Consider the following 6383-nt stretch of genomic DNA (forward strand, 5'->3'; position numbering starts at 1 on the left):
TACACCTTCACCACGCCCGGCGATTACACCGTGGTGGCCACCGCCACCGACAGCCTCGGCAACCGGGCGCGGGACTCGGTGCGCGTCCACCTCGTCCCCAACCTCCCCCCGCGGTGCGAGATCCTCCAGCCCCGCCAGGACGGCACGCGGCTCCTCCAGGGCGGCACCACCGAGCTGAAGGCCCGCTGTGTGGACCCCGAGAGCGGGGAGGAGCTGCTTCCCACCTGGCGCACCACCGCCGCCTCCACGGCCCTCGGCGAGGCGGAGGAGCTCGACGTCGTCCTCTCCGCTCCCGGCGCGCAGGCGCTCTCCGCGTGCGCGAGGGACTCGGAGGACCCGACCCTCGAGGGCTGTGCCCAACGCCCCGTGCGCGTCGTCACCAACACCCCGCCCCACGACTGCGCCATCCTCACGCCCCTGGCTCGCGCGGAGGTGAACGCGGGCGTGGACCTCGTGCTCCAGGGCACCGCCAGCGACGCCGAGGATCCCCAGCTCACCCGGAGCTACAGGTGGAGCTCCAACCGCGACGGTGTGCTCGCCCAGGGGGCCCACACCACCACCCGCCGGCTCACCACGGTGGGCACCCACACCCTCAGCCTCACCGTCTCCGATCCGTGGGGCCTCACCTGCTCGGCCACCGTCCCGCTCGTGGTGAACGGCGCTCCGAAGGTGGACATCTCCGCGGTGGACCAGGACGTCACGAGCTGCCTGGACGCGCCGTGCCGCGAGGGCGCCCCCCTCGTCGTCACCGGCGCGGCCTCCGACAGCCCGGAGGGCGTCGCCGGGCTGGAGTGGCTGGACAGCCTCGCCGGGGGCTTCGGCACCGAGACCTCCGCGACCCTGGCCTCACCCATCGCCGGCAAGCACACGCTCGTGCTGCGCGCCACCGACCGCGGCGGAGCCGTGGGCCACGACGCCGTGTCCTTCGCCGTGCTGCCCTCCGGCCGCGGCCGCCTCGTCGAGACCCTGGTGGCCGACGGCAGGCCCATCACCTCGCTCCTCCTGGCGTCCGGCGAGGTGCTGTACGTGGATGGGAAGACCTCCTCCGTCCTCCGCGCGCCGTCCTCTCCGCTCACCACCGAGCTCCCCGTGGACCTGGGAAGCAGCGGGCTCGCCATCTCCCACCTGGAGTCCTCCGGAGGCCCCGTCCTCTTCGTGGGCACCAATGCCGGCGTGGAGCGGTGTACCGGCACCACCTGCACCCGCTACCGCGGCGGGGTGCTCGCCGCTTCCGGCGAGGCCGTGCGCACCCTGCTCGCGCTGGAGTCCCCCGACCTGCTCCTGCTCGGCACCAACGAGGGCCTCGTCCTCACCCGCGCGAGCAATCCCTCCGCGGGAGGCCCGCCCGGCACCGTCGTGGGCCGCCGCCTCCTCGAGGGCGTGGCGGTGCGGCAGGTGGTGGTGTCTCCGACCTCCAGCACGCGCGCACTGAAGCTCTGGGCCGCCACCGCCGAGGGCCTCGCCGAGCTGACCCTCACGGTGGAGACGCCCTTCGAGCCCGCGGTCGCCCTCGTCACCACCGTCCTCCATGCGCCCCCCGCGCTGCCGGACAGGGACGTGCGTGCCGTCACCGTGAGCCCCGAGGGCCGTCCCTACGTTGGCACCGCCAGGGGATGGGGCGCGCTCGGGCAGCCAGGGCCCGCGCTGAAGTCCCCGCCCTGGAACTTCCTCGACGAGCAGGTGCAAGCCCTCGTCTACGAGCGCCGCTCGGTGGGCGGGCAGGTCCGAGAGCTCTTGTGGGCCGGGACGCGGCGCGGGCTCATCCGCTACGACCTCGGGCTCGAGATCGCCACCCACTTCGGCCTCGAGGACGGGCTGCCGAGCGAGGACATCCGCGCGCTGGGGGTGGGGCCGCGGGGCACCCGGTACATCGGCACGGCGACGGGGCTCGCCACCTACGCGGGCCCCTGACCTTCCCCTGCCCTCTTCGAGGCCCGGTTACCCTCGCGGCGAGCAACCCGCGTGGCCCACCGAATCCCCGCACTCGGAGCGCATCTCCCTCTGAGAATCTGGGAAAACTTGCGATTGCGTACACTTGGGGTGCCACGGCGTTTCAAGCTTGCGACACAAGTGAAGCGCCCAGCGAGCAGGCGCGGGAACCGCGAGCACGCTGTCGGAGATGTGCGCTACCCTGGCTCGCCATGTGGAAGAAGACTTGGCTCATCGGCATCCTCATGGCAGCGAGCGCGCTGTCTGGCTGTTCCTCCTGTGGCGGTACCCCACCTGGTGGACCCGACAGCGGTAACGTGACGGACGGCGGGCAGAGCGGTGGCGGCGGCACGGACACCGACGGAGGCGGCGGCACCGGCCCCGGCGACGGTGGCGTCACGGTGACCTCGCTCAAGCTCACTCCCGCGAACGTCACGCTCGTCGTCAAGGGCAGCACCCCCGTCACCCAGAAGTACACCGTCACCGGCTCCTTCTCCGACGGGCACGAGGAGGACGTGACGTCGCAGGCCCTCTTCAGTGTGGACGACACGCGGGTGGGCACCTTCAGCGGCACCACCTTCACCTCGACCACCACGGTGGGCGGCGCCACCACCGTGCGCGCCCGGCTGGGCACCACGTCCACCTCCGCGGCGCTCACGGTGAAGCTCGAGCAGAGGATGCCGGACACCACCTCGGACTCCGCCTCGGGAGCCTCCGGCGCCCCGCCCCTGCCCTCGCAGCCGGAGTCGAAGTTCGACGGCCCGGTGGACACGGACGCCACGCACAAGAAGCCGCGGATCGTCTACCCCAACCACGGCGTCATGGTGCCGCCCAACCTCGGGCAGTTGGAGATCCACTTCCTGCCCGGGCTCGACAGCAACACCCTCTTCGAGCTGGCCTTCACCAACGCCATCACCGACGTGCGCGTCTACCTGCGCTGCTACAAGCCGAGCGGCGTCGCGGTGCCGGCGGGCGAGACCCGCGCCTGCATCTACACCCCCGCCAAGGAGGTGTGGAACTTCGTGGCCGAGAGCAACCGCGGCGGCCAGCCGGTGCAGCTCTCCCTGCGCGCCACGGGTGACGCGGGGGGCCCGGTGGGCGTCTCCCAACCCATCGCCCTCCAGTTCGGCCGCTCCGAGCTCAGGGGCGCGCTCTACTACTGGACCACCTCCAGCCCCACCGGCGTCATGCGCTACGACTTCGCCGGCCCGGCCACGGCCACGGCCACCCCCGTGCTGAGGGTCAGCAACATCAACAACACCACCTCCAGCGGCGTGAGCTGCGTGGGCTGCCATGCACTGAGCCGCAACGGCAAGAAGCTGGTGGCCGAAGTCAACGGCCAGGGCGACGGCCGCATTGCCCTGATCAAGAACCTGGGTGAGTTCAAATCCGACAGCAAGGCCGACTTCGTCAACAGCGGCGCCAAGTACCAGAGCACCTTCGAGTCGTGGAACCCGGACGGCAGCAAGTTCGTCGGCGTCTACGGTGACGGCAATGCCACGAGCTACAACCTCATCCTCTTCAACGGCGAGACGGGCCTCAAGGAAGGCGAGATCGCCGGCACCGGTACCGGTGCCAATCCGGTCACCCACCCGGACTGGAGCGCGGATGGCAAGACGATCGCCTATACGTCCGTGGGCGTCGCCAACACGAACCAGCGCAACTCCAAGGGCGCCATCAAGATGGTGACGGCGCAGACGGGCGGCGGCTGGAGCGCTCCGGTGACGGTGGTGCCGGAGAAGTTCGGCAATCACCGCTACTACCCGGCCATCGCGCCCGACTCGTCCTTCCTCGTCTACAACGAGTCCACCTGTCCGGCGGGCAAGGACGTCGACAAGCTCTGCAACGCGGACACGGACCAGAGCGCGTCGCTGTGGGCCGCGAAGCTGCAGGCCAACGCGACCCCGGTGAAGATGACGCGCGCCAACGCCCCCGGCATCATGGACAACGGGGAGACGAACCTGACCAACAGCTACCCGAAGTGGAGCCCCTTCGTGACGCGGGGCACCAGCTCGGAGACCAGCCGGCTGATGTGGGTGACGTTCTCCTCCTCGCGCAACTACGGTTTCCGCTCGACGCGCGAGGCCGTGGGCTCCGACGAGAACACCAAGAGCACCCTGCTGTGGATGGCGGCGGTGGATCCGGACAAGCTGAACGCGGGCGTGGATCCCTCCTACCCGGCCTTCGCGCTGCCCTTCCAGGATCTCACCACGTCCAACCACATCGCCCAGTGGGCCGAGTACTTCGTGAGCAACGGGTGCTCCACCGTCGAGGAGGGCTGCGGCTCGGGCGGCGCCACCTGCTGCAACGGCCTGCAGTGCGTGCAGCTCGCCACGGATCCGCCCGTCCCCTGCTCCGTGAATGGCGCCTGCACGTGCAAGCCCATTCCCCAGTGCGCTCCGGCGTTCGACAAGTGCTCGACCGCCGCGCCCTGCTGCGACGGCAACCGCTGCGTGGACGCGGCGGGCGCCGACTGCACCGGGGGTGACTGCTCCTGCCGGCCGCCGTGCTCCGGCGCGGGTCAGTCGTGTGCCGGTGGCAGCGCGTGCTGCGAGGGCCTGAAGTGCAACGTGGCGGCGGGCAACGTCTGCCAGATCGTCATCAACTAGCCTCACCCCCTTGGCGGCTCCGGTCTCGTGCCGGAGCCGCCCCGCGGGCGGGAGTCACCCGCCGCCCGGCGAGAGCGTCACGGTGACAGGACGAGGCCTTCCTCCACGCACGCGTCCAGCGCCGTGCGGATGTCGGCCTCGGCCACGCCCGTCGCCGCGGCCACCTGGGCCGGCGTCAGCCCCTCCAGCGCCATCTTCACCGCCAGCAGCGACCGCTCGTTCGCGGCCAGGTACATCGTCACGAGCTGCTCCGGGTGCCGCCACAGCAGCACCATCTCCTGCCCCGGCGCTGGCGTTCCCCGCCCCTTGGCCCGCACGTACGCGCAGAGGTGGAAGGGGTGCTCCAACACGACCAGCGTCGGGTTCACCGTGAGCCGCTCCACCGTGTCCGGCAGGGGCTCGGGGGAGGTGTACACCGCGAAGTCCGTCCACTCGAAGCGCGCCAGCGCGGACAGGAACGCGGGCAGTCCCCGCCGCTGCGCCTCGTCCGCGAGGAAGGTTGGGAAGCCCTCACCCAGGTGGTTGAGCTCGAAGGGCCGCGCGGGCCTCGAGGCCTCGTACGCGCGCACCAGCTCCCCCCACCGCTCCTCGCCCACGCTCGCCCGTGCCAGCGGGTAGAGCTTCTCCAGGGTAGCCTTCACGTGGTGGCGCACCATCCACCCGTAGAGGGCCATCCGCGAGCGCGGTGCGTCCCAGCCCGGGTGCGTCGAGTAGAGCCGCTCCAGCGCCTCCGGGCCCGGGTCCGCGAAGTACTCCGTCATCGAATCGAAGAAGCCGCGCAGCCCGGGTTTCATCGCGTCCCCACCTCCGCCGCCACCGCGCGCGCCCGATCCGCCTCGTCCAGCACCGCGTCCAGCGAGGGGATGTCCTGGTCCCATTCAATGAGCGTCGACACCGGGCCCATCCGCTCCAGCACGTAGCGGTACAGCGCCCAGACGTCGTCGCACACGGGGGCTCCGTGCGTGTCGATGAGGACGTCCGGCTGCCGCTCGTGTCCCGCCAGGTGGAGTTGCACCACCCGCTCCAGCGGCAGCGCGTCCACGAAGGCCCTCGGGTCATACCCGTGGTTCTGGGCGTTCACGTACACGTTGTTCACGTCCAGCAGGAGGCCACAGTCCGCCTCCTCGGCCACGTGCCGCAGGAAGGCCGCCTCTTCGAGCGTGCCCCCGGGCATGCGCGCGTAGTAGCTCGGGTTCTCCAGCAGGAAGGGCCGCCCCACCCGCTCCTTCACCTCGCGCACCCGCGGCACCACGTGCTCCACCGCCTCCTGCGAGAAGGGCAGCGGCAGCAGGTCATAGAGGTACCCTCCGCCCAGCCGCGAGTAGCAGAGATGGTCCGAGAAGAAGGGCGCGTCCACCCGCTCCACCAGGGCCGTCAGCCGCGAGAGGTAGTCCGCGTCCAGCGGCTCCGGCCCGCCGATGTTCAGCGCGACGCCGTGGGGCAGCACCGCCCAGCGCTCCACGCACGCGTCCAGCGTGCGCTGCGGACGGCCGCCGAGCGTGAGGAAGTTCTCGGGGATGATCTCCACCCAGTCCAGCGGGCGGGAGATGTCCGGGAGCTGCGCGTAGAACTCGCGCCGCAGCCCGATGCCCACCCCCAGTGGCTTCAACCCGTGTCTCTGCGCGTAGCTCGTCGGCACGTCGACTCCCTCGGAAAAAACGACACGGGCGGCAGGAAGGACCCCTCCCCGCCGCCCGGAAGAAACCACCGCGACCTGGCGATTACTCCTTCTTGGGAGCGCCGCCGCAGCCGCCGGCACCGCAGGACATCTCGCTGCCCTTCTCCTGGGTGGTCGTGGCCTTGTCGGTCTTGCAGGCGGACTCTGCGCCCTTCTCGGGGGTGGCG

At 71.1% G+C, this 6383-nt stretch carries 4 protein-coding genes; 2 read left to right on the forward strand and 2 right to left on the reverse strand.

All coding sequences use genetic code 11. The features are described from left to right. Together VF697_RS00865 and VF697_RS00870 are read left to right on the forward strand one after the other, a co-directional pair. On the forward strand, window positions 1–1911 hold a 1911-nt coding region (locus tag VF697_RS00865), incomplete at its 5' end, for a hypothetical protein (protein WP_331091280.1). A 230-nt stretch (window positions 1912–2141) separates the two neighbouring features. After that, window positions 2142–4538: a hypothetical protein gene (locus VF697_RS00870; protein ID WP_331091282.1), complete on the forward strand. Its 2397-nt coding sequence runs from the start codon at window positions 2142–2144 to the stop codon at window positions 4536–4538. Between the two features lie 77 nt (window positions 4539–4615). Here the strand turns inward: VF697_RS00870 and VF697_RS00875 are convergent, their stop codons facing one another. Together VF697_RS00875 and VF697_RS00880 are read right to left on the reverse strand one after the other, a co-directional pair. Then, window positions 4616–5332, reverse strand: a complete 717-nt coding sequence (locus VF697_RS00875; protein WP_331091284.1) for a DNA-binding domain-containing protein — start codon at window positions 5330–5332, stop codon at window positions 4616–4618. Then, complete coding sequence (locus VF697_RS00880) at window positions 5329–6177, reverse strand: DUF692 domain-containing protein (protein WP_331091286.1); 849 nt, start codon at window positions 6175–6177, stop codon at window positions 5329–5331. Before VF697_RS00880 ends, VF697_RS00875 begins: the two co-directional genes overlap by 4 nt. Window positions 6178–6383 lie beyond the last annotated feature (206 nt).

Source organism: Archangium sp. (assembly GCF_036388035.1).
GTDB lineage: Bacteria > Myxococcota > Myxococcia > Myxococcales > Myxococcaceae > Archangium.